Raw genomic sequence first — 26710 nt, 5'->3', positions numbered from 1 at the left:
TGGGGTGACCGGGCGAGAGCGCAACCACGGGGCGGCCGGCCGATCCGCGTCGGCCGCGCGTGGGGACAGGCCCGATGGGCCAAGCTGGTCGGACCAGCTAACCCTGACGGGAGGATGCCTCCCCTCGCCGCCTCGCGTCAAGTGCGAGGGCTCCACAGTGCAGCAGGGGAGGCGGGGACGATCTTGCTCCTGCGGCTGCGCTCCTCATCAGCGCAAACAGTACGACAAGAGGCCACCTCGGCGGTCTCTGCCTTGACGGCCGTCGTCGGATGGTCCACTCTCCGGATCGCTGTATCCAGGAATTGCGGACAGCGCGTGGCTCAACGGAGAGGACGGCAGAGGTGCCGAGCAGTCGGAAGCGAGCTTCCTCGTCATCGGTCATCCCTCTCGTCGACGAGATCGCCTCGGTCATCCGGGAGCGCATCTACACCCACCGCTACCCGACCGGGTCCTGGCTCCGCCAGGAGCACCTCTCCGCCGAGCTCGGGGTCAGCCGGACGCCGCTGCGCGAGGCCCTGCGCATCCTCGAGCAGGAAGGCCTGGTCCAGGTCAAGGCCGGCCAGGGTACTCGTGTCGTGACCGGGGACCTGGACACGCTGCTCGACGCCTATCAGCTACGGGCGGTCGTCGACGGGCTCGCCGCCCGACTGGCCGCCGAGCGGTCGGATCCCGCCGGGATCCGACTCCTCCGGCAGGCGATCCGGCTCCAGGAGGCGACCATCGAGCCGTGGGAGCCACGGGACTACACACAGTCCAACGTCGATTTCCACGAGCAGATCCTGTACCTGTCCGGGAACGAGTTCGTCGTCGGCCAGAGTTCCATCATCCGGATGACGGCCCAGGTCTTCGCCCCGGTGGCACTCGTCCGCCCGGAGACCGCCACCCGCGCGATCGGTGAGCACAGGGCGATCGCGGACGCGATCGAGGCCGGTGACGGCACTCGGGCCGAGACCCTCGCGCGCGACCACATCGAGGCGACGATCGTCCAGCTCCGAGCGAACCGGGACAGCAATCCGCACCACGCCGGGGACGTCTGCTGAGCTCCCCGTACGTCATCAGCCGTAGCCAGCGCCACAGAGGAGTGACAGCCGGATGCCCACCTACTACGTCGCCTCCGACATCGGTGGCACCTTCACCGACACGGTGGTGATCGACGAGACCGGCAGGGTCGGTCGGCACAAGTCGTCCACCGTCCCGGACAATCCCGCCCGGGGCGTCCTGGACACGCTGGTCCTCGCGGCCGAGGAGCGCGGTGTCGCGCTCGGCGACCTCCTGGCGGACGTCGAGGTGTTCGCACACGGCACGACGGTCGCCACGAACGCGATGCTGGAGGGCCGCACGAAGAAGGTGGGCCTGATCCAGACCCGCGGCTTCGGCGACACCCTGAGCGTGATGCGCGGGTTCAAGAGCATCGGCCTCGACGAAGAGGAGGTCAAGCGGTTCCGCACGCTGGTCAAGCAGCCGGCTGCGGTGCCGCGGCGGCTGACCGCCGAGGTCACCGAGCGGATCGACTACGCGGGCCGCGTGGTCTGCCCGCTGGACGAGGCGGACGTCCGCCGCGCGGTGGCCGAGCTGCGCGCGGCCGGCGCGGAGGTCTTCGCCGTGTCGCTGCTCTGGTCCTTCGCCAACGACGTGCACGAGCGCCGGGTCGCGGAGATCATCGTCGAGGAGGTGCCGGGCGCGAGCGTCACGCTGTCCTCGGAGTTCCTGCCGCGCATCGGCGAGTACGAGCGCACACTGACGACGGCGGTGAACGCCAGCCTGCGCCCCGTCCTCCAGACCTCGCTGGACTCCTTCGAAGCCACGCTCACCAAGGCCGGGCTGCGCGTCGATCCGCTGCTCATGCAGTCCAACGGCGGCCTGGCGACCTTCGCCGAGGTGGAGAAGCGCGCGGCTGCGACGGTGATGTCCGGCCCGGTCGGCGGCGTCGTCGCCTCGCAGTTCCTCGGAGCGCGGTCCGGGCACCGCAACGTGGTGACCACGGACATGGGCGGCACCAGCTTCGACGTCGGCCTGGTGCTCGACGGCCGCCCGGTCATGTCCAACACCACCCTGATCGGCCGCGACGAGCTCGCCCTGCCGTCGGTGGCGGTGCGGGCCATCGGTGCGGGCGCCGGCTCGATCGCCTCGGTGCGCAACGGTGTGCTGCAGGTCGGCCCCGAGTCGGCGGGCGCGCGCCCCGGCCCCGCCTGCTACGGCCGCGGCGGCACGCTGCCCACGGTCGCGGACGCCGACCTCGTGCTCGGCTACCTCAACCCGGACAACTTCCTGGGCGGCAGGCTCACCCTCGACGTCGAGAAGGCCCGTGTCGCGATCGACGAGCACGTGGCGAAGCCCACCGGCCTCACGGTCGAGCAGGCCGCGGAGGGCATCAAGACCGTCGTCGACGCCCGCATGGCGGACCTGGTGCGGCAGGTGACCGTCGAGCAGGGGTACGACCCCACGGACTTCGCGGTGTTCGCCTACGGCGGTGCCGGGCCGCTGCACGCCTTCTCCTACGGCGCCGAGCTGGGCTGCCCGCAGATCGTCGTGCCGATCACCGCGTCCGTGCACTCGGCGTTCGGGATCGGCTGCTCCGACCTGACCATGGTCGAGGAGCTGTCCAAGCCGATGCAGACCCCGCCCGGCACCACCGACCACGCCTCCGCGCTGCCCCCGGCGGAGCTCGACGCGACGTTCGACGCGCTCGCCGCCCGCGCCCGCCGCGACCTGATCGCGGCGGGCGCCGCCGAGGACTCCATCCGCTACGTGCGGTCGGTGGAGATCCGCTTCCGCGCGCAGATCCACGTGCTCACGGTGCCGTTCGAGTCCGACGTGCTCACCGCGGCGGACGTCAACGGGATGGTCGAGCGGTTCGTCGAGATCTACGAGGGCCGCTTCGGCAAGGGCGCCGCGTTCCTGGAGGGTGGCGTGGAGATCACGACCTTCCGCGTCGTGGCCACGAGTCCGGTCCCCCGCGCCGAGTTCGACACCGGTGCCCAAGCGGCGGGCTCGGGCGAGCCCGGCCTGCGCCGGGTCTTCTCCGGCGGCGAATGGCAGGAGGCGAAGGTCTACCGCGCCGAGCACCTGCACGACGGGCTGCACATCGAAGGGCTGGCGATCGTGGAACTGCGCGACACCACGGTCGTGATCGGCCCGGGCCAGGACGCCGAGGTCGACAACTTCGGCGACATCATCATCCAGAACCGCTGACCGGAGAGGACCGGCGATGACGCACCCCACCTCCTCCACCGACATCCCGACCGCCGTGGACCCGGTCACCTTCGAGGTCATCCGGCACAAGCTCTGGTCCATCAACTCCGAGGGCGCCACGACGGTCGAGCACGTCTCCGGCTCACCGGTCGTGCACGCCACGGACTACAACTTCGGCATCTACACAGCCGCCGGCGAGATGGCGATCATCGGGACGTACCTGCTCACGCCCATCTACACGGGCGCCATGGCGATCGAGGTCTTCCTCGACCGGTACGACGACATCGAGCCGGGCGACGTCTTCATCATCAACGACCCGTACCTCGCCGCCATGCACCAGAACGACGTCCAGTTCTGCAAGCCGGTCTTCCGCGACGGGGAGATCGTGGCCTGGCTGGGCTGCATGGCCCACCAGGTGGACCTGGGCGGCATGGACCCGGGCAGCTGGTGCACCACGGCGACGGACGTGTTCCAGGAGGGCATCCGGATCCCGCCGGGCCGGATCGTGCGCCGGGACGTGCTCAACCAGGAGCTGTGGGACACGATCGTCCTCAACTCCCGCATGCACGACACGGTCGCCAACGACTTCCGCGCCTTCCTCGCCGGCCTGCGCGTGGCCGAGCAGCGCTTCCACGAGCTGTGCGACCGCTACGGCGCCCCGCAGGTCGAGGCCACCATGGAGCGCACGCTGGACAACTCCGAGGCCGAGCTGCGGGCGATGCTGCGCGAGCTGCCGGACGGGGTGTACGAGCACACGTCCTACCTGGACCGCCCGGGGGGTTTCTCGGACGGGGACATCGAGCTGCTGCAGGTCCCGTGCCGGATGACGAAGACCGACGACCGGATCGCCTTCGACTTCTCCGACTCCAGCCCCCAGTCCCCCGCCTACGGCATGACCACGCGCGGCGGCCTGCTCGGCGCCGTCGCCACGCTCATGTTGTGCACCTTCGGCTCCGACATCGCGTGGAATCACGGGCTGATGCGACCGGTCGAGGTCGTGGCGCCGGACGGGCTGTGCGTGACCGCCATCGAGCCGATGCCGGTGTCCGGCGGCGCGGCCGGGGCGAACTGGACCGCCACCTGCTCGGCGGGCGGCGCGATCGCGAAGATGCTGTCGTTCAGCGAGAAGTACGAGAACCACGCGTTCGGCCCGTCGGACGGGTCGTGGCAGCTCAACCAGTTCGGCGGGATCGACCAGCACGGCGAGCCGTTCGCGTCGATGTACATGGACTCGCTGCTCTGGGGCGGGCCCGCGTTCTCGTTCCGGGACGGCGTCGACACCGGCGGTTCCATGGTCATCCTGGGCGGAGGAGCCGGCGACGTCGAGCAGCAGGAGATGCGGCACCCGCTGCTCTACCTGTGGCGACGCCAGGTCCCCGACTCCGGCGGCGCCGGCACCTTCCGCGGCGGCAACGGCATCCAGTTCGCACTCACCCCGATCGACACCGCCGAGGTGACGGGCGTGCTGGGCACGCACGGTGTGGCGGTGCCCAACCGGACCGGGCTGTTCGGCGGGCTGCCGGGCTCGTGTGCGCGGTTCGAGCGGATCACCGGATCCGGGGTGCTCGACCACCTCGGCTCCGGGCGCCCGGTGGGGGCGTTGACCGACCTGGCGGGCGAGCACCAGGTGCTGCCGGGCGTGTCTCCCGCCGCCCGGATCGCGCACGGGGACGTCTTCGAGTGCACGGTGCAGAACGGCGGCGGCTACGGCGACCCGCTCCTGCGCGACCCGGCCCGCGTCGCCGCGGACGTGGAGGCGCGCGCGGTCTCCCTGGACGCCGCGGCGCGGCTGTACGGGGTCGTGCTCACCGACGGCGGCGTGGACGAGGCCGCCACCGAGTCCCGGCGCGCGTCGATCCGGGACGCCCGGCGTGCGCGGATGACCGCGCCGCAGCGCAGCACCGGCTCCGAGGCCGGGGAGCCGACGGGGATCTGGGGCGCCTCGCTGCGCACCCACGACGGGGGGATCGCCTCCTGCCGGCACTGCTCCACCGTGCTCGGACCGCTCGACGAGGGCTGGGAGGCCATCGCCGGCCGCGTCGTCCTCGGGCCGGACGACCTGGGGTCCCGGGTGAACGTGCACGCCGACCTCGCCGCGGTCGCCTACGTCTGCCCCGGGTGCGTCACCACCCTGTGGGTCGACACGGAGCCGGCGGACGGCAAGACCTGGAAGGACTTCGTCCTCACCGCCTGACCGCCGGGCCGCCCCGAGCCGGCCCGGGACACTCCGGGTCGGCCGGGGTGGTGCGGCACTCCCGGTATCCTCGAGGGCACGCCGAATCGTCGGCACTGACCACGAGCATCCCGGAAGGTGTGCGGGTGACGACCGAGGCAGACGGACGGGTTTTCCAGCGCGTCGTCGACTACGTGCAGAACGCGCTCGCCGCCGGTGACCTCAAACCCGGCGACCGCCTTCCCAGCGAACGGGAGCTCGTCGAGAAGTTCTCCATCGGGCGGGCCTCGGTCCGGGAGGCGCTGCGGGTGCTCGAGAGCATGGAGCTCGTGCGGTCCCAGCCGCGGGACCCCCGTGGCCCGCTGGTCCTGCCCGTCTCCGTCGGTCCGGTCCGGCGCTCGGTCGCCATGCTCACGTCGGCGAAGGTCTTCACCCTGGGTGAGCTCGTCCAGTTCCGCATGATCGCGGACGCCTCGGCCAACCTGCTCGCGGCGAACCGCCGCACCGAGGCGCAGCTCGTCGCCCTCGAACGGAACATGGCCCGGATGCGGCAGTCGATGCCGAAGGGCTACCACGAGTTCAGCCGGGCGGACACCGAGTTCCACGAGCTCGTGGCCGAGGCCGGAGGGAACCAGCTCGTGCAGGTGTACGGCGACGTCACCCGCGAGGCGATCCAGAGCTTGATCTCGCAGACGATCCTCAACGCGGACGACCAGACCGCGCACATGCTGCAGTCGATCCGGCACCATCGGGCGGTCTTCGACGCCATCGCCGACCGCAACGGGCTGCTCGCCTCCCGGCTGGCACGGGAGACCCTCTACGCCTACTACGCCGGCTACGTGGACGACGCGGAGCGTGCCGTGATGGCCGACCTGGTCCGCGAGTGCGGCGGGCGCGTGTCGACCAGCTGAGGCCGAGGAGGACAGAGGGTCCGTCGCCGGATGTCAGCGCGTTCGGAGCCGCACCGTCGCCGGATCTCAGCGCGTTCGGAGCCGCACCGTCGCCGGATCTCAGCGCGTTCGGAGCCGCACCATCGAGGGCGTGATGTCGTCGACGCTCGAGGCGCCCAGCAGCTTCATCGTCCGCCGCAGCTCGGAGGCGAAGATCTCGATCATCGTGTCGACGCCCTCCTCGCCACCCGCTATCAACCCGTCGAGGTACGGCCGCCCCACCAGGCAGGCCTTGGCGCCGAGCCCGACGGCGGCGGCCACGTCGGCACCGTGGTCAGCGGCCCTCCTGGCGTCCTCGACCGTCTGGATGCCCTTGAGCAGCAGGGGGCCGCCCCATGCCTCCCGCACCAGTTCGAGACCCTCGAAGGAGACCGCGGGGTCGAAGACCCCGTCGATGAACGCGGCGTGTGCCTCCGGCTCACCCGCCGGGACGGTGGCGAAGGCCAGTCGCTCAGTGGTGAGCAGGTTCATCCACCAGGCCGGCCGTCGAGACAGGGTCGAGCAGCGTGCGGGGAGTCGGCTTCGGCGGCACGGAGAAGCCGATGCGCACGTCGCGCAGGCGCTGTCCGGTGACGGCGTGTCCACGGGTGATCCTCCGTCCGAACAGGGTCGTCGAGGTGTCGACGGTCTCGGCGGCGCGAGGACGCAAGGACGGAACTCGACGCGCGCGAACGCGTCACGCGTGCGGTGCATCGTGAGCTCGGCCTCCGCGCCACCGTCGACGAACTCGAAGACCGACCGGGGGACCCGGTGCCGCGCGGCAGCCCGCAGGTCCTCGACGGTCACCGCTCTCGCCAGTCGACGCCGTCGCGCACTCAGCTGCAACGGTTCGAACCCGAGCAACGGTCTGACCTCGGACCAGCGCGGGAACCGCCTCCGGACCGGCTGTCGAGCGGGGACCATGGTCGACGCCGTGGTGACCGGCATGGGAGTGGTCGTCGTCGACATCCTCGTCGTCTTCTGCGACCAGAAGCGCTCGGCGCCTGGTTCCGGATGGTGCCCTTCGCCGAGCGAGCACCGCTCAGACCGTGGATACAGTGTCGAAGAATCCTGCGCGCGGCAACCGTCGGCAAGAGGATCTCGCAACCCCTCTGGCCCGGTGCTGGGAGAACTCCTGCTCAAGCTCCTTTCTGCCCCCGTGGCTTGACCAATCCCCGATCGACCGTGCATTCTTTTCGCGGGCAGCTGGTCCGACCAGCTCGGACCAGGGTCGCCCGCAATCCCGGCCGCGTCCAGACTGGGGACGACGTCGTCCAGAGGAGATTCCGCTGATGAGCTCGCCGTCGAGCTTCGTTCTTCCCGAAGTACCACCCGGACTGCCGATCGGCTCCGGATGGGCGACGGACGTCGAGTCCGCGCCGATCGTGTTCCCCTACGACGGATCGGTGGTCGCCCGGGCGCCCGTCGGGTCCGTCGCTCACGCGCAGGCCGCGCTCGAAGCGGGGGTGGCAGCGGTGCGCCCGGTCGGCAAGCTGAGCTCGGCCGTGCGGCGCGCCATCCTGCTCGACGTCGAGCGAGAGCTCGCGGCGAACGACGAGCAGTTCATCGAGTTGCTCGTCGCCGAGACGGGCAAGACCCGTTCGGACTGCGCGGTGGAGTTCTCCCGCACCCTCTTCACCTGGGCCGCGACCGCCGAGGAGGTGTCCCACCTCCACGGCGAGACGGTTCCCCTCGACCTGCAGGCCGCCGGGGTCGGGATGGTCGGCTTCTGGCAGCGCAAACCGATCGGGCTGGTCATCGGGGTCGCGGGCTTCAACGCACCGCTGCTCCTGGCCAGCCACAAGATCGCCCCGGCGATCGCGGCAGGCTGTCCGGTCATCTGCAAGCCGGCGCCCGCAACCCCTCTGGCCACCCTGTGGCTCGCCGACATCGTGCGGCGGGCAGCGGCCGCGCACGGTGCACCGGCCGAGATCGTCCAGATCGTCACAGGAGACGCCGAGGTCGGGCGCACGCTCGTCACCGATCCGCGGGTCGGTGCCGTGTCGTTCACCGGTTCGGCCGCCGTCGGTCACCAGATCGCGAAGGACGCGGCGCCCCGCAAGACCCTGCTGGAGCTCGGGTCCAACGCGGCGCTCGTCGTCGACGTCGACGCCGACCTGGACAAGGCTGCGGACGCGGTGCTGAGGGGTGGCTTCTACTTCAACGGGCAGGCCTGCATCGCCGTGCAGCGCGTGATCGTCTGCGCCCCCGTCGTCGACGACTTCGTCTCCCGGCTGAGTGCGCGGATCGCCGAGCTGACGGTGGGCGACCCACGCGATCCCGCGACGAGGGTCGCTCCGCTGATCAACGACGACTCCACCCAGCGGGTCCTGATGTGGATCGACGAGGCCGAGCAGGCCGGGGCGAAGGTACTGCACGGCGGGCGGGTCGTGGACCGGACGATCGAGCCGACCATCCTCCTCGACGTCCCGGAGAGCGCGAACGCCTGGTGCGAGGAGCTCTTCGCGCCGGTCGTGGCCCTCCGCTCCGTGCCGGACCTCCCCAGCGCGCTGGAGGCGGTGAACCGCTCGCGGTACGGCCTGCACGCCAGCGTGTTCACCCGCTCGTTGACCACCGCGTTCGCCGCGATCGAGGAGCTCGAGGTGGGCGGCGTCGTGATCAACGAGGTGCCCGGTTTCCGGTCGGACATCATGCCCTACGGCGGGGTGAAGGACTCCGGGATCGGCCGCGAGGGCCCGCGGTTCGCGATCGAAGAGCTGACCGTGACCCGTATGGCCGTCATCCGGCCGGAATGAGCAGGCGATGACTCAGAACCCGTACACGACCATGTTCCGCCTCGACGGGCGCCGGGCCGTCCTCATCGGCGCCGGCGGCATCGGCCGCGAGGTCGCCCTCGCCCTGGCCGCTCACGGCGCCCACGTCGCCGCGGTCGACAAGGACCCCCTCACCGCGAAGGACACCGCAGCCGCCGTGGGCGGAGACGCCGTCACCCTGGACATCACCGACCCTGAGGCCGTGCAGCGCGCGGCGGTCGATCTCGGCGACGTCGACGTGCTGGTGCTCACCGCCGCGATGAACGTGCGCAAGCGGATCCTGGACTACAGCACGGAGGAGTTCGACCGAGTCAGCGGGCTCAACCTCAGGGCCACCTTCACCGTGCTGCAGGCCTTCGGGCGGGAGATGGTCCGGCGCGGCTCGGGAAGCATCGTGGTCTTCTCCTCGGTACGCGGGTTCGTGGTCGAGCCCGGACAGTCCGTCTACGCGGCCACGAAGGCCGGCGCCATCCAGTTGGTGAAGACCGCCGCGGTCGAGTTCGGCGAGGCGGGCGTCCGCGTCAACGCCGTCGCTCCCGGTGTCGTCGAGACCCCGTTGACCGATCAGATCAAGGCCGACAAGGGCTGGTACGACGCCTACGCGACCAAGGGGGCCCTCGGCCGGTGGTCCCAGCCGTCGGAGCTGGCCGGCGCGGTCGTCTACCTCGCCTCCGATGCGGCCAGCTTCGTCACCGGCTCGACGTTGATGGTCGACGGTGGCTGGACCGCGGTCGACGGGCGTTTCACCCCTCCCACCTGACCGGGTCGGGAGGCCCTCGTCCCGTCCTCGAGCAGTGGTCGTCGCGGCCCCGTGAACCGGGGCGGCGGCGATCCCTGATGCGCTCCGCAGCTCTCTCCACTCATCGGATCCACTACGGGAGACGTCATGTCGGACAACACCGCTGTTGCCGCCCAACTCGAACGCAGCACCATGCGCGCGGTGACCCTGCGCCTCGCGGTCCTCTTGTTCTTCGTCTACATCCTCAACTACCTCGACCGCACCAACATCTCGATCGCCAAGCTGCAGATGCAGCCGGACCTCGGTCTCAGTGAGGCGGCGTTCGGTCTCGGCGCCGGACTCTTCTTCGTCGGCTACGTGCTGTTCGAGGTACCCAGCAACATGATCCTGCACAGGGTCGGTGCACGACTCTGGATCGCGCGCATCATGTTCACCTGGGGACTGGTGTCCATGGCGATGTTCCTGGTGCAGGGGGAGTGGAGCTTCTACATCCTGCGCTTCCTGCTCGGCGTCGCCGAGGCGGGTCTCGTTCCCGGGGTCGTCCTGTACCTCTCGCAGTGGGTTCCTGCCACGCGTCGCGCCCGGCTGATCGGCATCTTCTACCTCGCCGTTCCCATCTCCACTGTCATCGGCGCCCCGCTCTCGAGCTGGCTCATGGGCTTCACCCCGTGGGGTCTGACCGGCTGGCAGTTCATGTTCCTGGTGGAGGGTGCGCCGTGCCTGGTCATGGCCTTCGTCGTCCTCCGCTTCCTCACCGATCGCCCGTCGCAGGCGACCTGGTTGACCGATCAGCAGCGTGAATGGCTGCTCGGCGAGCTGGAGCGCGAGGAGACAGCTCATGACGCCGCCGGCCACCGACCGGGCACACTCGCGGCGGCGGCGAAGGATCCCGGGGTTCTCGGGATGTCGGCCGCGTTCTTCTGCATGATCATTCCGATCTATGCGCTGGCGTTCTTCCTGCCGACGATCGTGAAGCAGCTCGGCACCTTCACGACCGGTCAGATCGGCCTCCTGACCGCGGTTCCCTATCTGTTCGCCGCCCTGCTGATGTGGTTGCTCTCGCGCAACTCCGATCGAACCGGCGAGCGGACCTGGCACTACATCATCACGACCCTCGTCGGCGTCGTCGGGCTGGTGGTCGCGGCCCTGAGTCTGAGCACGTCGCCCGTCCTCGCCCTGGTCGGCTTCACCCTCGGCGCGACCGGCTGCCTCTCACCCCTGGCCGTGTTCTGGGCACAGGCGCCCTACCTCCTCCGCGGGGCTGCAGCCGCAGGCGGCATCGCCCTGATCGCGGCGATCGGCAACATCGCCGGCTTCGTGTCTCCCTACATGGTGGCACTGATCAAGGGCGAGGGAGTGGGCCTCGGCAACAGTGCGACGGCGGTCATCGCCGCAGCGGTGTTCCTCGCATTGGCCACACTCTCGATGTTCGGAGTGGGACGCCGCATCGCCCGTCGCGATGCGACGCCCGCCCCGTCGGACCAACCCGTCACGCAAGGCGCCGAGGGCTGACATGGGCTCCGGTGCTGCTGCGGACCTTCCCGCTGTGGGCCTGGTAGGGGCCGGCAAGGTCGGGCTCGTGCTGGCAGGCGCGTTGCAGCAGGCCGGCCATCGGGTCTCGGCGTTCTGGGACCCCGACGAGGCTGCCCAGGGCAGGGCGGAGCAGCTCTTCACTCCGATCCTGCGGCTGACCACCGCCTCGGACCTGGCCGTACATGCCGGTCTGATCATCGTCGCAGTGCCTGACGACGTGCTCCCGGACGTGGTCGAGGCTCTCGCCTCCGGGTCCGAGCCATGGCGCGACATCGTCGTCCTCCATGTCAGTGGTCGACATGGGTCTCGGGTGCTCCAGCCTCTCGCAGAACTGGGAGCAGCCACCGGGGCGATGCACCCGGCGATGGCATTCACGGGGGACGTGGCGACCGAGATCGAACGTCTGCAGGGTGCCCGCTTCGCCGTGACCGCCGGCCCCGAGTGCGTCGGGCGGGTCCGAGAACTCGTGCGACGGATGGGAGGTGAGCCGATCGAGATCGCGGAGGCCGATCGCGGGCTCTATCACGCAGCGCTCGCGCATGGCAGCAACCACATCGTGACTCTCGTCGTGCAGGCGGCGCAGATGCTTGAAGCGGCGGGCGTCGCCTCTCCGGCCGACGTGCTCGGGCCACCCCTCCAGGCGGCACTCGCGAACGCCCTCACCCGGGGCGCCGAGGGCGCCACTGGTCCTGTGGTGCGCGGGGACCTGGGAACAGTCGGCATCCATCTGAGAGCGCTCAGGGACGCCGCGCCCGCAGCTCTGCCCGCGTACTGCGCCATGTCTCGAGCAGGTGCCGACCTCGCGTGGAGCGCCGGGCGACTGGCGACCGACCGGTACGAGAACCTCAGGGATCTCCTTCTCGAGCGGCCCTGAGCTCAACACCGGTGTCGAGCCTGGTCGGTGAGTACCAGGTCTCCTACCGGTCGCACCTCACAGAGCGCGCTCGGACGGCCGCTCCCACGTGCCGGACCTGCTCTCGAGCTCAGCTCGGACGAGCTGCGTGGCCCGGCGCAGCGCAGCGATCAGCGGCGACTGTTCGTCCTCGCGCGTGCACAGCGAGATGGGGCACGGATCGACGTCCGTGATCGGACGAAGGCGACGTGGGAATGGCGATGGCTGTCCACGACGGACTCGCCGGTGATGGCGATCGCCTCGCCGCGCGCCACCACCTCGAGGAGCTCGTCAATGGTGTGGAGGACGGGTCCGTGGCGGACGGGGCGTCCGCTGGGGCGCGGGTGGCACGCCCACCACCACACCTGGGTCGGTGCGCGACGCGCCGCTGGACCGGTCCGGCCGGATCGACGTCGTCGTCGCGAACACCGGGATCGGGAGCTTGGCTCGACAACGTCGAGACGCGCGAGCTGTTCGTCCCCGGCGTACCGGACCCGACCGCGAGACGGCCGCGGAGCCGATGAAGGGCCTGAAGGCCCATCCGGTGCCCTGGGTCTACGCGGTCGACGTCAGCAACTTAGCTGTGTGGCTCGCCTCCGACGAGGCCCGCTTACATCACCGGCGTCGCGTTGCCCATCGACGCCGGCGCCACGGCCCCTACGAGGTCCCGCGCGGGTGAGCTCCGGGATCTGTCTCGTCGAGGCCATGCTCGTGGCGAGGATCCGAATCGAGCTCCTCGTCGAACCACGTGACAGCGGAGGCAGCCGGCGTGACCGACACCGACCTGCGACGCAACAAGGACACTGTCGTCGCCTTCTACGACCTGATGTTCAACAAGTGCCGACCGGCCGAAGCTCTCGAGCTCTACGCCGGGGCGACCTACACACAGCACAACGTGCACGTCGCCGACGGCAAGCAGGCCTTCATCGACTATTTCGAGCGGATGGCCGCCGACCACCCGGGTAAGCACGTGCGCTTCGTGCGCGTGATCGCCGAGGGCGACCTGGTCGTGCTGCACTGCCACCAGACCTGGCCGGGTGGCGACGACTACGCCGGCATCGACATCTTCCGCGTGGATGACGACGGCAAGGTCGTCGAGCACTGGGACGTCCTGCAGGTCGTTCCCGCCACCTCGGCCAACGACAACGGCATGTTCTAGTCGTGCTCGCAGCAGAAGCGTCGGAGCGCGCTGCCTCGACCAGGGTGCGCGCCCAGCCGCTCGGCGCGTGAGTCAGCGGATCCAGGTCACATCCTCTGCGGCCTCGGGCGGGGAGGATCCCTTCGGCCAGTCGCCGAAGGGGAGGCAGTGTCGCCCATGAAGATCGGTCTGCAGGTCTCGGACTTCACCGTCCCCGGAGGTCCGCCCGCGCTCGCGGCGGAACTGCGGCGGACGGCGGTGGCGGCCGAGGACGCCGGGTTCGCGCGGCTCGCGGTCGCGGACCACCTCTGGCAGATCCCGGCGAACGGATCCGCGGAGGGCGAGATGCTCGAGGCGTACACGACGCTGGGCTACCTCGCGGCGTGCACGTCCCGGGTGGAGCTGCTGACCTGGGTCAGCGCGGTGATGTTCCGCGAGCCCGCGCTGCTCGCCAAGTGCGTGACGACGCTGGACGTGCTGAGCGGCGGCCGGGCCTGGCTGGGTGTCGGAGCGGGGTGGTACGCCGAGGAGGCGCGCGGGCTCGGCCTGCCCTTCCCGTCGACGGCCGAGCGCTTCGACCGGCTGGAGGAGACGCTGCAGATCTGCCGGCAGATGTGGTCGGACGAGGACAAGCCCTACTCGGGCAGGCACTACACCCTCGAGCGGACGCTCAACGCGCCGCAACCGCTTCGGCGACCGCCGATCCTCGTGGCGGGCGGGGGCGAGCGGCGGACGCTGCGCCTCGTCGCACAGTACGCCGACGCCTGCAACCTCTTCGCCTCGCCGGAGCTCGAGCGGAAGCTGGACGTCCTCCGCGAGCACTGCGCGGCCGTCGGGCGGAACTACGACGACATCGAGAAGACGGTCGTCCTGCCGATGGACCCCGGCCCCCGCGGCGAACACGTGGACGCGGTCCTCGGCGAGCTGGAACGGCTGGCGGGCCTGGGGATCGCGCACGCGCACTCCCGCGTGCCCGGGGCAGCCGGGATCGCCCCGCTGGAGCTGTTCGGGGAGCGGATCATCCCGATCGCCGCGGCGTTCTGAGCGGACCGGGGTCACAGACCCGGCGGCCGCCCCTGGCGAGCATGGGTGCAGAGCAGGAAGGGGCATCGACGTGGATGCAGCAGAGCAGCGGTGCAGGGTGGCGACGTCGGACGGCGTGCGACTGGCGGTGACCGAGACCGGGCGCGGCGTCCCGGTCCTCTTCCTCCACGAGTACGCGGGTGACCAGCGCAGCTGGGCCGGTCAGGTCGCCGGGCTCGCGGCCGACCACCGCTGCGTCACGTGCGCGGCGCGCGGCTACCTGCCGTCGGACGTGCCGGACGATCCCGCCGCGTACTCCTGGGAACGCGCCGTGGCCGACGCCGTCGCGGTGCTCGACGCGCTCGACCTCGAGAGTGCCCACGTCGTGGGGCTGTCGATGGGCGGCTACACCGCGCTGCAGCTGGGCCTGCGGCACCCGGACCGGGTGCGCTCGATCCTGGCCGCGAGCGTCGGGTCCGGCTCCGATCCGGCGACGCGCCCGGCGTACCTGGCCGAGACCGAGGTCGTCGCCGCCGAGCTGCGCGGCCGCGGGGCGGACTTCGTCGGGCGGCGGATGGCCGAGGGACCCAGCCGGGTGCAGCTCAAGGCGGCGGACCCGGCGGCCTGGGACGAGATGGTTGCGCAGTTCGCCGAGCACTCCGTGGAGGGCCTGGCGCACACGATCGTCGAGGTCCAGGGCCGACGGCCCTCCCTGCACGACCTGGTCGACCACCTCGCGGGGCTCCGGGTGCCGCTGCTCGTCGTGGTCGGGGACGAGGACGAGGCCTGCCTGTCGACGGGACTGCTGCTCAAGCGGACCGTCCCCGCCTGCGGGCTGGTGGTGCTCCCGAACAGTGGGCACGTCCCGAACCTGGAGGACCCGCGGCGCTTCACCGACCTCGTCCGCTGGTTCCTCTCCCGCGTGCAGGCGGGCGCGTGGCCCGAACGGGACCCCAGGTCCCTGGCCACCTTGCAGTTCGACCTCGATCGGACCGAGTCTGTTGCCGGGTAGCGGCGTCCTCGTCGGGAGGAACCCCAGGGACGAGGCGAGGTCGAGGATGAACCCGCGTGCGCTGGAGGCGTGGTCGAAGAGCTTCCTGGCAGGCCAGGATCCCGGTGTCCGGGACGCGCTGCTCGGCGACAGCCGTGTCGTGCGCTACCCCGCCGGTGCGGTCGTCTGCCGCGCGAACGAGGACTACCGCGTCGCGCTGATCCACAGTGGTCGTATCCGGGCTGCCATCACGTCCTGGGACGGCCGTGAGGTCACCACCCGGTACATGACGAGCGGGCAGGTCACGGCCGTGCCGGCGATGCTCACGCACGGGGCACCAGCTTCCCTGCACGCCGTCACGGCCACCGAGGTGTCTGTCCTGAACCCGGACACGTTCCGGCGTCTCATGCGCCGCCACCCCGAGCTGAGCTACCAGGTGGCCGTATACCTGGCGGAGTCCACCTACGAGACCGTGGCCTACTACGAGGACAACCTCTTCGGCTCCGTCCAGCAGCGGGTGAGCCGCCACCTCCTCGAGATGGCGACCCCCACCGTCAAGGGCCTGCTCGTGCAGACGGACCAGACCGAGCTGGCCAACGCGATCGGCTCGGTGCGGGAGGTCGTCGCCCGGGCGCTGAAGAAGCTGAGCGACACCGGGGCGATCCGCCGCTCCCGGCGCCAGATCTGGATCGAGGACCCGGGGCTGCTGCGCTCCCTGGCCTCGAGCCCGCTGGGTGGCTGGACGCGTGATGCGGGGCCGTCGTGAGCCCGTACGCGCTGGACGAGGAGCTGCGGGCGGCCGCCGCCGCGCTGCCTCGCGTGGACCGGACGGACGTGATGGAGGCCCGAAGGATCACCGCGAGCCCCGACACCGGGACGCCCGAGGGCGTGTCCGTCTCCGAGCAGAAGGTTCCGAGCGCGGACGGGCACGGCGTCCGGCTGCGGGTGTACCGGCCGGACCGCCGGACGAGTGACGGCGTGGTCTACCACGTGCACGGGGGCGGGTTCATCCTCGGCGACCTCGGATCGAGCCACCTCCGCAACGCGGAGATCGCGCGGGAGGTCGGGGCGGACGTGGTCGCGGTCGACTACCGACTGGCGCCGGAGTGGCCCTTCCCCACACCCGTCGAGGACGTCTACGCGGGGCTCGTCTGGATCGGCGGCGGGGCCGTCCTGCACGGGGTGAGCGCCGGCGGCGCGCTGGCGGCCGGGGCCGCGCTGCTGGCCCGCGACCGCGGCGGGCCGCCGGTCCACGGCCAGCTCCTCGTCTCGCCGGTGACGGACGACCGGCTCGCGACGGCCAGCAGCCGCTGCTTCACCGACACCCCCGCGCTGACCCGCCGCGACCTGGAGGTCTGCTGGTCCGCATACCTCGGGTCGGTGGTGCCGGGCAGCGCGGCGGTGTCGCCGTACGCCGCACCGGCGCGCGCGACCGACCTCACGGGGCTGCCCCGCACCTACGTCTCAGTGGCGGAGTTCGACCCGCTGCGGGATGAGGCGATCGACTTCGCGCGGGGCCTCCTGATGGCCGGGGTCCCCGTCGAGCTGCACCTGTTCCCCGGCACGTACCACGGCTCGCTCGCGGTCCGGGGTGCCGCGGTGAGCGACCGTCAACGCACGGAGGAGACCACCGTGCTGCGCACCATGCTGGGAGATCGGTAGATGGGGGACTTCCTGAGCGGCGTCCGGGTCCTGGACGTCACGGGTGCTCTCGCGGGCCCCTACTGCACGACGATCCTCTCGGACCTCGGTGCCGAGGTGATCAAGGTCGAGCCGGTGGAGGGGGATTCGCTCCGCCGACGGCTCGTCGGGGAGGAGCAGACCTCACTGCCGTTCGACCTGGTCCACCGCAACAAGCGCAGCCTCGCCGTCGACATCAAGTCCGAGCGCGGGCGGGAGGCGGTCAAGGCCCTCGCCGCACGCTCGGACGTCCTGGTCGAGAACTTCCGGGTCGGCGCCCTCGGCCGCCAGGGTCTGTCCTACGAGGACCTCAAGGGGGACTGCCCGGACCTCGTCTATTGCTCGATCTCCGGGTTCGGGCAGTTCGGGCCCATGCGGGACGCGAAGGGCATCGACCTCGTCGCGCAGGCCTACGGGGGTCTGCTGAGCGTCACCGGGAGCACGAGCGGCGAGCTCGCCAAGGCCGGCTACCCGATCGGCGACCTCGGCACCGGGATGTGGGGCGCGATCGGGGTGCTCGCCGCCCTGCTGCGAGCCCGCGCGGGGCATGGCGGCGCGCACATCGACGTCTCGCTCGCCGACACCATCGCCGGGTGGTCCGTGTGGGAGGTCGCCGACTTCGTCGGCAGCGGTGCCGCCCCCGGCCCGCTGGGCACGGCGCACCGCCTCACCGCACCCTACGAGGCCTTCACCTGCGAGGACGGCGAGACGCTGGTGATCGGCGCGACCGAGCGGTCCTGGAAGGACCTGTGCGGCGTGCTCGGCATCGAGCTCTCCGGCGACCCGCGGTTCGAGGGGGAGTACGCCCGGTTCACGCATCGGGCCGAGCTCGCCGACCTCCTGCAGGAGCGGTTCGGCAGCGCGCCCCGGGACCTCTGGATCGACCGGCTGCGCGAGGTTGGGGTCCCCTGTGGGCCGGTCAACGACGTCCCGGGGATGCTCGAGGACGCCCAGTACGCCGCGCGGGACATGTTCCCGAGCGACGTCGCCCGGTTCGGCCAGCGGCGCATCGTGAACATCCCGCTCGTCGCCGACGGCGCTCCCCGCGCCCACCGACGAGCCCCCGCTGTCGGGGAGGACACCGCCGCCCTCCTGCAGGAGATCGGGTACGACTCCGGGGACATCGACGCGCTGCGCCGGGACCACGTGGTGCGCGGGTGATCGGGTTCGAGGTCACCGATCGCGTGGCCCGGCTGACGATCAACCGGCCCGCCAAGCGGAACGCCGTGACCGCGGAGATGTGGGCGACGCTGCGCGGGCACCTCGACGCGCTGGACTCCCGGGACGTCGTCGCCGTGGTGCTGCGGGGGGCCGGGGGCAGTTTCTCGGCAGGTGCGGACCTGACCGAGCTGCGGACCCCGGACCCCGAGTACGTCGGCGGCGTCCAGGAGTTCGCCGAGGCCACGGTGCTGCGGCTGCGGGACCTGGCCCCGCCCACGGTCGCCGAGATCGACGGGCCGTGTTTCGGGGCGGGCTGCAGCCTCGCCCTGGCGTGCGACGTGCGGATCTGCTCACCGCGCTCGCGGTTCGGCATCCCGTCGCTGCGCCACGGCATCGTCTACGAACCCGTGCACGTGCAGCGGCTCGTGCAGGTCGTGGGATCCGGGGCGGCGGCGCTCCTGCTCTACGGCGGCGAGACGTGGGCCGGGGACGAGGCGGCCCGCCACGGACTGGTCGACCGGGTCACCGGCGACGTTCCGGGAGCCGTCGAGCAGGTCCTCGCCGGGCTGCGGGGCGCACCCCGCCCGGCCGTCGTCGCGACGGCGGCGGCACTGCGGGGCGGGGGCTAGGTCGATCGATGGACCTGCAGCTGACCGGCGCCCGGGCGATCGTGACCGGCGGATCGAGCGGGCTCGGCCTCGCGATCGCGCGCGGGCTCGTCGAGGAGGGAGCGCGGGTGGCCCTCGCCGCTCGCGACCCCCGTCGGCTCCGCACCGCGGCCGAGGGCCTCGCAGGCACCGTGCTCACGATCCCCACCGACACCACCGACGACGCCGCCGTGCGGTCCATGGTGAACGCCGTCGTGGCCAAGTGGGGAGGCGTCGACGTCCTGGTGAACGCCGCCGCCGAGCCCTCGACCACCGCGCCGCCCGCCCTCGCCGATCTGACCGACGACGAGGTCCACCGCGACCTCGACACCAAGGTCCTGGGCTACCTGCGCTGCGCGCGAGCGGTGGCGCCCCACATGACCGCGCAGGGCCGTGGGCGGATCGTCAACGTCTCCGGCGTCAACGCCCGCCGCACCGGCTCGATCCCTGGCACCGTCCGCAATGTCGCCGTGGCCGCCCTGACCGCCAACCTGGCCGACGAGCTCGGCCCCGCGGGCGTCGGGGTGACGGTGGTGCACCCCGGTCTGATCGAGACCGAGCGGGTCCACGCGCTGGTCGCGGCCGGTGCGGCGGCCACCGGGCGCGCCGAGGACGAGGTGCGGGCCGAGCTCGCTGCCACGACCAGCCTGCGTCGGCTCGTCACCCCGGGGGAGGTCGCGGCGGTCGTCGTGTTCCTCTGCTCCCCCCGAGCGGCCGGGGTGACCGGTGACGCCGTCGCCGTCGCGGGCGGGAACCGCGGCACCGTCCACTACTGAAGGAGCAACGATGGACTTCACCGGCAAGGTCGCACTGGTCACGGGGGGTGGCAGCGGCATCGGGCGGGCGGCCTGCGCGGCGTTCGCCCGGCACGGCGCCGCCGTGGTGACGGTCGACCGGGACGCCACGGCCGCCGAGCAGACGGCAGAGCTCGTCCGCGAGGCGGGCGCGAAGGCGCTCGCGGTGCGTGCGGACGTCACCAGCTCCGCCGACGTGCAGGCGTACGTCCGCACGACGGTCGAGGAGTTCGGCCGGATCGACTGCTTCGTCAACAACGCCGGCATCGGAGGCACGGTCGCTCCGGTCGCGGAGTACGACGAGGCGGACTTCGCCGCGGTGCTCGCCGTCAACGTCACCGGCGCGTTCCTGGGGCTGCGGTACGTCCTGCCCGTGATGATCGAGCAGGGCGGCGGCGCCGTGGTGAACACGGCCTCGGTGGCGGGCCTCATCGCCACGCCCGGCGCGTCCGCCTACGTCGCCTCCAAGCACGCCGTCATCGGGCTGACGAAGACGGCGGCGGGCGAGGTCGCCCGGCAGGGCGTCCGGATCAACGCCGTGTGCCCCGGACCGGTCGACACGGACGCGATGCGCCGCCTCGAGGAGCAGATCGCGCCGGACGACCCCGCCGGGCTCACCGCCCGGAACCGGGCCGCACAGCCCACCGGCCGCTACAGCACGCCGGAGGAGGTCGCCAACGTCGTCCTGTTCCTCTGCTCGGACCTGGCGTCCAACACCACCGGCGCCCAGTACGTCGTCGACGGCGGCCGCAGCGCGACCGGCACCGCCACCCCGACCAGGGGATAGACGGCCGGATCCAGGTCACAGTCAGGGACGCCCGCGGCGGCCAGACTTCAGGACACCGACACCCACCGGGCCCCGGTCCGGTTTGGAGGCACTCGTGCATACACTCGACCTCGTCGACGCCGACCGCGGCATCGAGTTCATCCCCGGCGTCCCCCTCGACACCCGCCGCGGCGGGACGAGCGAGCGGGTGGCCCTCGTGCTCCCGGGCGCCGAGCGCGCCGCCGAGGACGCGGCATTCCTCGACGCGCTGGCCGAGGAGTTCACCGTCGTCGCCCCCTCGCACCCCGGCTTCGGCCGGTCGCCGCGGCCGGGCTGGTGCCGGTCGGTCGACGACCTCGCCTACCTCTACCTGGAGTGGCTCGACCGGTCCGGCCTGACCGACGTCACCGTCGTCGGCCTGCAGTTCGGCGGCTGGGTCGCGCTGGAGATGGCGGTGCGCAGCTGCGCCCGCATCGGGCGGCTCGTGCTGGTCGACGCGCTCGGGGTGAAGCTCGGCGGTCGGCTGGACCGGGACGTCGTCGACCTCTTCGCCACGCCGCACGCCGAGCTGGACCGGCTGACCTACGCGGACCTGCGGCACGCGCTCGGCGATCTCGGCGCGGCGCCGATGGAGGCGGTGCTCGAGCTGGCGCGCAACGAGGAGGCGCTCGTGACCTACGGCTGGGAGCCCTTCCTGCACAACCCGCGGCTGCCCGACTGGACCTGGCGCATCTCCGTGCCGACCACCGTCGTCTGGGGCGGCCTGGACGGCATCGTCGCGCCGGACCACGGCCGCGGCCTGGCCGGGCGGATCCCCGGCGCCCGGTTCGAGCTCGTCGACGACGCCGGGCACCGCCCGCAGGTGGAGCGTCCGGAGGACCTCGCCCGGCTCGTCGCCAAGTCCGCCGTCTGACCCGACCCGAGGAGGGCACCCCGTGCAGCACTGGCACTTCAGCGAGACGGCCTACCCCGATCTCCCCGATCCGGACGACTTCTCCTCGATCCGGGTCACCCTGCCCAACGGCCTCATCGATCCCGCGCACGCCGCGGGACTGTGGGACCGCTACATCCGGGAGTGGCAGGTCGCGGACGAGTGCGGCCTCAACGTGATGGTCAACGAGCACCACTCCACCGCGACCTGCATGAACTCGGTCGCCCCCGTCGTCGCCGGGGTGCTGGCCCGGGTCACCTCGAAGGCACGCATCCTGCTGCTGGGCAACCCGGTCGCGAACCGGAAGGACCCGGTCCGCATCGCGGAGGAGATGGCGCTCGTCGACCTGCTCAGTCACGGTCGACTCGAAGTCGGCTTCGTGAAGGGCGTGCCCTACGAGATCGCCGCGACCAACACCAAGCCCATCGGGATGACCGAGCGCATGTGGGAGGCGATCGACCTCATCACCCGTGCCTGGTCCACCCACGACGGCCCGTTCAACTGGGAGGGCGAGTTCTTCCACCACCGCCAGGTCAACATCTGGCCGCGGCCCTACCAGCAGCCCGCGCCGCCGGTGTGGGTCACGGCCGTGAGCCCCGGCAGCGCCGCGCGGGTGGCGGACAACGGCTTCACGATCGGCACCTTCCTGACCGGGCTCGCCGGCACCCGCCGCGTCTTCCAGGAGTACCGGGACCGCCTCGCCGAGACCGGCAGGCCCGCCGCGGGAGACGAGAAGTTCGGCTACGCGGCGCTCGTCTACACGGGACGGACCGACGAGGAGGGGCTCGAGGGGGCCCGCAAGCTCCTCTGGTACATCCACTCCAACAAGGTCGCGACCGAGTTCCTCTACCCGCCGGGGTACATCCCGTACCAGGCCAGGGCAGCGGGCCTGCGGGCACGCAGCGCGATCGGCGACCCCGCCCTGCTGCCCGGTCAGGGCGGCCGGGTGTCGAAGGACCTGTCCACGATGTCCCTCGAGGAGCTCATCGAGAAGGGCATCGTGTTCGCGGGCAGCCCGGCGACGGTCGCCGGACAGCTCGAGCGCTTCTACGAGCACGTCGGAGGCTTCGGCAACCTGCTGCTCATGGGGCAGGCCGGGCACATGACCCACGAGGAGACCGTCCGCGGTCTCCGGGTCTTCGCCGAGGACGTCGTTCCCCGACTCGACCGCGTGACCGATCCCGTGACCGTCTGACCCACCCCCGATGATGGTAAGGACAACGATGTCTCAGTCATCCCCGCTCGACGCCGTGAGCTCACCTCCCGCGGCGGCCCACGTCGGACTCTCGCGCCGGTCCGTCGTCGCCGCGGGCACCGGCAATGCCCTCGAGTTCTACGACTTCGCGATCTTCGCCTCGCTGACCCCGGTCATCTCCCAGCTGTTCTTCCCCTCCGGCGACCCGCTCGCGGCGATCCTGTCCACCCTGGCGCTCTACGCCGTCGGGTTCGTGATGCGGCCGGTGGGCGCCATCGTGTTCGGCAGGCTCGCGGACCGGCACGGCCGGCGGATCCCGCTCGCGATCTCCGTCCTGATCATGGGTGTGACCACGGTGCTGATCGGCGTCATGCCCACGTACGCCCAGGCCGGGGTGCTGGCGCCGCTGCTGCTCTGCGTCGCGCGGCTCCTGCAGGGGCTGTCGGTCGGCGGCGAGTTCGGGACCTCCGCGAGCTTCCTGGTGGAGCACGCGCCGCGGCAGCGCCGCGGGCTCTACGGGTCCTTCGCCTTCTTCTCCTCGACCGCGGGCAGCGTGCTCGGCGCCCTGGTGGTCCTGGTCCTCACGATCTGGATGCCCGCGGAGGCGCTCAACGGCTGGGGCTGGCGGATCCCGTTCCTGCTCGGCTTCCCGCTGTTGGCGATCGGGCTGTACCTCCGCTACCGGATCGCGGAGTCGCCGGAGTTCGAGGCGGTCAAGGCGGAGAACGCACGGGCGAGGAGTCCCCTCCGGACACTCTTCCGAGAGCACTGGCAGGCGTTCCTGACCCTCATCGGGATCTGCATCGGGTTCAGCGTCGCCTCGGCCACGGCACAGGCGTTCGTGCTCACGTACATCCGGAGCGTCGTCGGGCTGCCGGCCGTGCAGGCGTTGACCAGCGTGGTGCTCGCCACGACGTTCGGGGTGTTCATGGTGCTCGTGTTCGGCCACCTGTCGGACCGGTACGGGCGGCGGGCGGTGCTGCTCTTCGCCTGCGTCCTGACCGTGGTCCTGCCCTACCCCAGCATGCTCGTCATGGGCTCGGCGGGCTTCGGGTCGGCGCTGCTCGGCCAGCTGATCCTGTGGGTACCGGTGGCGGCCTTCGGCGGGGCGATCCCGGCGCTGTTCGCCGAGCTCTTCCCCACCAAGGTGCGGGCCTCGGGCTTCGGGATCGGGTACGGCTTCGGCTCGGCGATCTTCGCGGGCACCGCGCCGTTCGTCGCGACCCTGCTGATCGAGCTGACCGGCGACACGCTCTCGCCGGCCTGGTACATGACCGCGGCCGGACTGGTCACGCTGGTCGTCGTGCTCACCTCGGTGTCGGTGCGCCGGAGCTCGGTCTCGTGAGCTCGGGACGACTGACGGGCAGGTCCGCGCTGATCACGGGCGCGGGCTCGGGGATCGGCGCGGCCACGGCCGACATCTTCGCCCGGGAGGGGGCCCGGGTCGTCGTCGCGGACCTGGACAAGGCGGGCGCGGCGGCGACGGTCGAGCGGATCCGCGACGAAGGGGGTGTCGCGGAGCCCTACGCCGCGGACGTCTCCGACGAGGCCGAGGTCGAGGGGCTCGTGGAGTTCGCCGTGCGGACCTTCGGCGGCCTGGACGTCCTGCAGAACTACGCGTCGAACCGGACCGTGGTGCCCGAGGACGTCGCCGTCGCGGGCGCCGACGCCGCGGTGTGGACGCGGCAGCTGAGCGTGGACCTGATGGGGTGCGTGTTCACCGCAAAGCACGCCCTGCCGCACATGCTGCGGCGAGGTGGCGGCAGCATCACGAACGCGTCCTCGCTGGTCGGATGGCTGCCGCTGGAGTCGCGGCCCGCCTACGCCACGGCGAAGGCGGGCGTGATCGGGCTGTCGAAGTCGATCGCCGTCGAGTACGGCAGGCAGGGGATCCGGTGCAACGTCGTGGCGCCGGGCCCGATCGTCTCGCCGGGCACGGAGGGCATGTACACCGCGGAGCAGACCGAGGTGCTCGCCGAGCACATGGCGGCCCCGCGCCTCGGGCGCCCCGACGACGTCGCGTTGGCCGCGTTGTTCCTCGCCTCCCCGGAGGCCGCGTTCATCAACGGCCACGTGCTCGTCGTGGACGGTGGGATGTCGGCGTACGCGCCGATGGTGCCGTCGTTCCGGCGACTCGCGGGAGAGGGGTGACCCGGTGCGGGTGACGGTGACGGGCGGGCTCGGGGTGAACGGGGCCTGGGTCGTCCGCGAGCTCCTCGGCCGCGGGCACGAGGTCGTGGTCGTCGAGAACCGCGAGGACCTGACCCTGGTGCGGGACGTCGCCGACCGGATCGAGCTGGTCGTGGGCGACATCCGGGACGCCGAGCGGCTGGCCGCGGCGATGCGGGGATCCGAGTGCGTCGTGCACCTCGCGGCCTTCGTCGCCGCCGAGCAGGATCCGCAGACGGCGATCGCGGTCAACGTCGGGGGCACCGCGCAGGTCTGCGCGTCGGCCGCCGCCGCGGGTGTCCGGCGGGTCGTGAACACCAGCTCGAAGGCGGTCTACGGGCCGACCACGGGCAAGCGCGGCTTCCCGACCTACGAGCCGATCCCCGAGGACGGGGAGCGGCTGCCCCGCGGGATGTACGACATCACCAAGTCGGCCGCCGAGGACGTCCTGGGCTGGTACGGCCGCACCACCGACCTGGAGTGCGTCAGCCTGCGGTTCTCCACGATCTACGGGCCGGGGAAGCTCCAGCGCCACGGCGGGAACGTGGGCATCGGCCTGGTCTCGGCGTACAGCTCGATGATCGAGCTGCCCGCCTCCGGCCTGCCGTTCGCCCTGGACCACGGCGGGGAGGAGCGGGACGACCTCGTCTACGTCCTCGACGTCGCCGAGGCGATCGCCACCGTGGTGGCGGCCCCGGAACCGTTGCACCACCACGTCTACAACGTGTCCAGCGGCCGGGCGCTGTCGGTGGCCGAGTTCGCGGAGGTGATCCGGTCGGTCCTGCCGGACGCGCAGCTGGACGTCGGGCCGGGGCTGAACCCCATGGACGCGAAGGAGAGCGCCTACATGGTCCTGGACAACACGCGGATCGCCGAGGACCTCGGGTGGAGCCCCCGCTTCGACCCACAGCGCGCGGTCCGGCACTACGCCGACCACGTCCGGGCACAGCGGTGAGGGCGGCGGTCTACCGCCGGCCCGGCCCCGCGGCCGAGGTGCTCGAGGTCGTCGACCTCGAGGTGCCGGGCCCGGGCGAGGGCCAGGTGCGGGTCCGGATGGTCACCTCGGGGATCAACCCGACGGACTGGAAGGGGCGCGCCGGGCTCACCGCCCGCCGACCGGACGGCTTCCAGGTCCCGCACCACGACGGCGCCGGGGTGGTCGACGCCCTGGGGGAGGGGGTCGTCGGGCTCGCGGTCGGGCAGCGGGTGTGGCTCTACCTCGCGGCGTACCGCAACCGGTACGGGACCGCGGCCGAGTACGCCGTGGTGCCCGCCGCGCAGGCGGTTCCGTTGCCGGACAGCGCTTCCTACGACCTCGGGGCCTGCCTCGGCGTGCCCGCGCTGACCGCCGCGCACTGCCTCGGGGGAGCGCCCGAGGCGCTGAAGGGGCGGACCGTGCTCGTCGCCGGGGGTGCCGGGGCGGTGGGGCACTACGCGATCCAGCTGGCCGCGCATGCCGGGGCGCGGGTCGTGGCCACGGTGAGCTCGCCCGAGAAACAGGCCCTCGCCGAGGAGGCGGGCGCGGAGCACGTCGTGCGGTACAGGGCCGAGGACGCCGCGAACCGCGTCCTCGACCTCGTCGGGCCGGTAGACCGGATCGTCGAGGTCGCCCCGATGGCGAACCTCGACCTGGACCTGCGGGTGCTCGCCCGCGGCGGCACGATCGCGACCTACGCCGCCGACGAGACGCTGACCCTGCCCGGCGGGCCGTTGATGAGTGCGAACGCCACGCTGGTGTTCGCGTTGCTCTACACCGTGCCCGCGGAGCAACTGGCCGCCGCGATCCGGTGGACCTCGGAGGTCCTCGCGGCCGGCGGGCTCACAGCGCTCCCGGTCACGTCATTCCCCCTGGAGCGGGTGGCCGAGGCACAGGACGCCGTGGAACAGGGAACCGTCGGGAAGGTCGTGGTGCGGCTGGGGGACGGCAGCGGGCGGAGCCCGCGGGGTGGGTGGGAGCGGTGAAGATCGGAGCGATCGAGGTCC

Annotated in this window: 24 protein-coding genes; 23 read left to right on the top strand and 1 reads right to left on the bottom strand. The window is 71.8% G+C overall.

Annotated features, from left to right (window positions below; genetic code table 11):
* The first annotated feature begins 341 nt into the window (after window positions 1-341).
* The 4 genes from ABD990_RS10025 (at window position 342) to ABD990_RS10010 (ending at window position 6276) form a co-directional block, all read left to right on the top strand.
* On the top strand, window positions 342-1040 hold the full coding sequence (locus ABD990_RS10025) for a GntR family transcriptional regulator (protein WP_345379973.1): 699 nt from the start codon (window positions 342-344) through the stop codon (window positions 1038-1040).
* A gap of 52 nt (window positions 1041-1092) precedes the next feature.
* Window positions 1093-3192, top strand: a complete 2100-nt coding sequence (locus tag ABD990_RS10020; RefSeq protein WP_345379972.1) for a hydantoinase/oxoprolinase family protein — start codon at window positions 1093-1095, stop codon at window positions 3190-3192.
* A 16-nt stretch (window positions 3193-3208) separates the two neighbouring features.
* Window positions 3209-5386, top strand: coding sequence for a hydantoinase B/oxoprolinase family protein (locus tag ABD990_RS10015; protein WP_345379971.1), 2178 nt, complete (start codon window positions 3209-3211; stop codon window positions 5384-5386).
* Window positions 5387-5511: 125 nt separating this feature from the next.
* Complete coding sequence (locus ABD990_RS10010) at window positions 5512-6276, top strand: FadR/GntR family transcriptional regulator (protein WP_345379969.1); 765 nt, start codon at window positions 5512-5514, stop codon at window positions 6274-6276.
* 99 nt (window positions 6277-6375) lie between these two features.
* Here ABD990_RS10010 and ABD990_RS10005 read toward each other — a convergent pair whose 3' ends face one another.
* Window positions 6376-7218 (bottom strand): alpha-hydroxy acid oxidase, encoded by an 843-nt coding sequence (locus ABD990_RS10005; RefSeq protein ID WP_345380030.1) that lies wholly within the window; start codon window positions 7216-7218, stop codon window positions 6376-6378.
* Between the two features lie 368 nt (window positions 7219-7586).
* On the opposite strand from ABD990_RS10005, the gene ABD990_RS10000 reads away from it, so the two are divergent.
* The 19 genes from ABD990_RS10000 (at window position 7587) to ABD990_RS09910 (ending at window position 26689) form a co-directional block, all read left to right on the top strand.
* On the top strand, window positions 7587-9050 hold the full coding sequence (locus tag ABD990_RS10000) for an aldehyde dehydrogenase family protein (protein WP_345379968.1): 1464 nt from the start codon (window positions 7587-7589) through the stop codon (window positions 9048-9050).
* A 7-nt stretch (window positions 9051-9057) separates the two neighbouring features.
* Window positions 9058-9828: an SDR family NAD(P)-dependent oxidoreductase gene (locus tag ABD990_RS09995; protein WP_345379967.1), complete on the top strand. Its 771-nt coding sequence runs from the start codon at window positions 9058-9060 to the stop codon at window positions 9826-9828.
* A 126-nt stretch (window positions 9829-9954) separates the two neighbouring features.
* Window positions 9955-11319, top strand: coding sequence for an MFS transporter (locus ABD990_RS09990; RefSeq protein ID WP_345379965.1), 1365 nt, complete (start codon window positions 9955-9957; stop codon window positions 11317-11319).
* Window positions 11320-11353: 34 nt separating this feature from the next.
* Window positions 11354-12214: a Rossmann-like and DUF2520 domain-containing protein gene (locus tag ABD990_RS09985; protein ID WP_345379964.1), complete on the top strand. Its 861-nt coding sequence runs from the start codon at window positions 11354-11356 to the stop codon at window positions 12212-12214.
* Window positions 12215-13001: 787 nt separating this feature from the next.
* Window positions 13002-13391, top strand: a complete 390-nt coding sequence (locus ABD990_RS09980; RefSeq protein ID WP_345379962.1) for a nuclear transport factor 2 family protein — start codon at window positions 13002-13004, stop codon at window positions 13389-13391.
* 156 nt (window positions 13392-13547) lie between these two features.
* Entirely contained in the window at window positions 13548-14414 is an 867-nt protein-coding gene (locus ABD990_RS09975) for an LLM class F420-dependent oxidoreductase (protein ID WP_345379961.1), read from the top strand.
* A gap of 97 nt (window positions 14415-14511) precedes the next feature.
* Window positions 14512-15405, top strand: coding sequence for an alpha/beta fold hydrolase (locus ABD990_RS09970; RefSeq protein WP_345379960.1), 894 nt, complete (start codon window positions 14512-14514; stop codon window positions 15403-15405).
* 46 nt (window positions 15406-15451) lie between these two features.
* The gene (locus ABD990_RS09965; RefSeq protein ID WP_345379958.1) at window positions 15452-16150 is read left to right on the top strand and encodes a Crp/Fnr family transcriptional regulator; all 699 of its coding nucleotides are present in this window, start codon (window positions 15452-15454) and stop codon (window positions 16148-16150) included.
* Complete coding sequence (locus tag ABD990_RS09960) at window positions 16147-17046, top strand: alpha/beta hydrolase (RefSeq protein ID WP_345379957.1); 900 nt, start codon at window positions 16147-16149, stop codon at window positions 17044-17046. Before ABD990_RS09965 ends, ABD990_RS09960 begins: the two co-directional genes overlap by 4 nt.
* Entirely contained in the window at window positions 17047-18225 is a 1179-nt protein-coding gene (locus ABD990_RS09955; RefSeq protein ID WP_345379955.1) for a CaiB/BaiF CoA transferase family protein, read from the top strand.
* The gene (locus ABD990_RS09950; RefSeq protein ID WP_345379953.1) at window positions 18222-18854 is read left to right on the top strand and encodes an enoyl-CoA hydratase/isomerase family protein; all 633 of its coding nucleotides are present in this window, start codon (window positions 18222-18224) and stop codon (window positions 18852-18854) included. The genes ABD990_RS09955 and ABD990_RS09950 overlap by 4 nt, the downstream gene beginning before the upstream one ends.
* 8 nt (window positions 18855-18862) lie before the next feature.
* Window positions 18863-19648: an SDR family NAD(P)-dependent oxidoreductase gene (locus ABD990_RS09945; protein WP_345379951.1), complete on the top strand. Its 786-nt coding sequence runs from the start codon at window positions 18863-18865 to the stop codon at window positions 19646-19648.
* A gap of 10 nt (window positions 19649-19658) precedes the next feature.
* Window positions 19659-20453 (top strand): SDR family NAD(P)-dependent oxidoreductase, encoded by a 795-nt coding sequence (locus ABD990_RS09940; protein ID WP_345379950.1) that lies wholly within the window; start codon window positions 19659-19661, stop codon window positions 20451-20453.
* A gap of 94 nt (window positions 20454-20547) precedes the next feature.
* Complete coding sequence (locus tag ABD990_RS09935) at window positions 20548-21345, top strand: alpha/beta fold hydrolase (RefSeq protein ID WP_345379949.1); 798 nt, start codon at window positions 20548-20550, stop codon at window positions 21343-21345.
* A 22-nt stretch (window positions 21346-21367) separates the two neighbouring features.
* Window positions 21368-22558, top strand: coding sequence for an LLM class flavin-dependent oxidoreductase (locus tag ABD990_RS09930; protein WP_345379947.1), 1191 nt, complete (start codon window positions 21368-21370; stop codon window positions 22556-22558).
* 28 nt (window positions 22559-22586) lie between these two features.
* Window positions 22587-23903, top strand: a complete 1317-nt coding sequence (locus ABD990_RS09925) for an MFS transporter (RefSeq protein WP_345379946.1) — start codon at window positions 22587-22589, stop codon at window positions 23901-23903.
* Window positions 23900-24709, top strand: a complete 810-nt coding sequence (locus tag ABD990_RS09920) for an SDR family NAD(P)-dependent oxidoreductase (RefSeq protein ID WP_345379945.1) — start codon at window positions 23900-23902, stop codon at window positions 24707-24709. Before ABD990_RS09925 ends, ABD990_RS09920 begins: the two co-directional genes overlap by 4 nt.
* Before the next feature lie 4 nt (window positions 24710-24713).
* Window positions 24714-25682, top strand: a complete 969-nt coding sequence (locus ABD990_RS09915) for an NAD-dependent epimerase/dehydratase family protein (RefSeq protein WP_345379943.1) — start codon at window positions 24714-24716, stop codon at window positions 25680-25682.
* Window positions 25679-26689, top strand: a complete 1011-nt coding sequence (locus tag ABD990_RS09910) for an NADPH:quinone reductase (protein WP_345379941.1) — start codon at window positions 25679-25681, stop codon at window positions 26687-26689. The genes ABD990_RS09915 and ABD990_RS09910 overlap by 4 nt, the downstream gene beginning before the upstream one ends.
* Window positions 26690-26710 lie beyond the last annotated feature (21 nt).

Origin of the sequence: Pseudonocardia yuanmonensis, from assembly GCF_039542425.1 — a bacterium.
GTDB lineage: Bacteria > Actinomycetota > Actinomycetes > Mycobacteriales > Pseudonocardiaceae > Pseudonocardia > Pseudonocardia yuanmonensis.
Note: the sequence above shows the minus strand (reverse complement) of the source record. Positions and strands in the feature narration are given on the sequence as shown.